This window comes from Nesterenkonia aethiopica (assembly GCF_039534665.1).
GTDB classification, from domain to species: Bacteria; Actinomycetota; Actinomycetes; order Actinomycetales; family Micrococcaceae; genus Nesterenkonia; species Nesterenkonia aethiopica.
The window spans coordinates 1-2,058 of sequence record NZ_BAAAVT010000037.1 but is presented as its reverse complement, the minus strand read 5'-3'; the positions used below and the strand labels follow the sequence as shown (position 1 = coordinate 2,058).

Annotated in this window: 2 protein-coding genes; both read right to left on the bottom strand. The window is 58.4% G+C overall.

All coding sequences use genetic code 11. From position 1 onward, the window contains the following. A partial coding sequence (locus ABD658_RS15220) for a carbohydrate ABC transporter permease (RefSeq protein ID WP_425574515.1) occupies positions 1 to 866 on the bottom strand: 866 nt, incomplete at its 3' end. A gap of 128 nt (positions 867 to 994) precedes the next feature. Then, positions 995 to 2,041 carry an ABC transporter permease gene (locus tag ABD658_RS15215; protein ID WP_344744954.1) on the bottom strand — a complete coding sequence of 349 codons (1,047 nt, stop codon included), beginning with the start codon at positions 2,039 to 2,041 and terminating at the stop codon, positions 995 to 997. Between the last annotated feature and the right edge of the window lie 17 nt (positions 2,042 to 2,058).

The following is a 2,058-nucleotide window of genomic DNA, read 5'->3' as shown; positions in this document are numbered from 1 at the left end:
TGTTTGACGGATCCGAGCATGATCCCCCGCACGAAATACTTCTGCAGGAACGGATACAGACAGATGATCGGCAACGTGGTCAGCAACATCGTCACCGCCCGCACATTCGACGCGATCTGCGTAGACTCCGCAGCCTCACCACCCAACTGCTCCGTCCCCGTCGCACCCGCCAACAGATTCCGCAGATACACCGTCACCGGATACAACTCCCGCCGATCCAGATACAAGAACGCCTGGAACCACTGATTCCAGAACCCCACCGCATAGAACAGCACCATCGTCGCGATCACCGCCTTCGACAACGGCACCACCACCCGCCACAAGATCCCATAGGTCGTCAACCCATCAATCTCCGCAGCCTCTTCCAACTCCGTCGAGAAATTCTCAAAAAACGCCTTCATCACCAACAAATTGAAGACACTGATCGCATTCGGCACCACGATCGCCCAAATCGTATTCGTCATCCCCAACGCGTTAATCAACACATAATTCGGAATCAACCCACCATTGAAGAACATCGTGAACACCGCAACACCGATGAAGAACGAACGGCCCGTCAAATGCCGCTTCGAGAGCGCATACGCAAACGTCGTCGTCAACACCATCGCGATCCCAGTGGCCACCACCGTATAGATCACCGTGTTCGCATAATTCCGCCAGAACATCGAATCCGACATCACCACCTCAAAGGTGGTCACATTGAACCCCCGCGGGATGACGTTCACCTGCCCGGAGTTGATATACCCCTCCGAAGAGAACGACTGCGCCACGATATTCAAGAACGGATACAACGTCACCGCGCAGATCAGCACGATCAGCACCCCGTTGACATACCGGAACACCGTATAAGACCGCGAATCCCTGATCGCCGTAGACCGCGTCCCCCGCGGCACCCCAGCACCACCAGCACCAGGCCCGCCAGGCCCGCCAGGCCCGCCCGCACCCGACCCAGCAGCACTGCCAGAGCGCTCATCAACCACTTCCGCATTGACCGTCACCACAGGCTGGTACCCCCCAACTTCCGCGCGACCCCATTGGCCGTCAAGATCAGAATCAACCCGATGATCGCCTCGAACAGCCCGATCGCCGTGGCATAGGAGAAGTTCGAACTGGTGATACCCACCCGATACACATAGGTCGCAATGATGTCAGCAGTCTCATAGACCAACGGGTTATACAGCAGCAGCACCTTCTCGAACCCGACCGACATGAACGTGCCCACACTGAGCACCAACAGCACCACCATCGTGGGCGTGATCCCCGGCAAGGTCACATGCCACATCTGCTTCCACCGATTCGCCCCATCGATCCGCGCCGCCTCATAGAGCTGCGGATCCACCGTGGTCAACGCCGCCAGATACAAGATCGTGCCCCACCCCACGGTCTGCCAGACCTCCGAGGAGACATAGATCGCCCGGAACCACTCCGGCAGCTGCAGGAACGGCACACTCTCCGCCCCCAACAGACCCAACAACTGATTCACCGTGCCATTGAGCGAGGTCAACTGCATCACGATCCCCGCCACAATCACGATCGACATGAAATGCGGCAGATACGAGATCGACTGAGCCACCCGCTTGAACACCGTCGACCGCAGCTCGTTGAACATCAACGCCAAGATGATCGGCAACGGGAAACACACCGCCAAGGTCAACCCACCCAGGATCACCGTGTTCCAGAACACCCGCCAGAACGTCGGATCATTGATGAACATCTCGATGTAATGGAACCCGACCCACTCATCCCCGAAGATGCTCGACCCCGGCCGGAACCGACGAAACGCGATCACATTGCCCGCCATCGGCAGATACCGGAAGATCAGCAGAAACACCAACGGCAGCACCAACAAGCTGTACAGCCGCCAGTCCTTCTTCAACGCATGCCGCCACGTATTGGTGTTGTTCGTCCCCCCATACGGCTTCACACGACCACCCCGACGCCCACCAGACCGACCCGACCCAGCAACCTGATCCTCGACCACCACAGCCGCAGCAGCACCACGACCTGGCTGAGTCCCCGGACTGAACTGCGCAGACGTCATCAGTCACCCTCCGTCTC

Coding starts and splice junctions, on each gene's coding strand:
- ABD658_RS15215 (WP_344744954.1), bottom strand. CDS start 2,041: ATGACGTCTGCGCAGTTCAGTCCGGGGACTCAGCCAGGTCGTGGTGCT.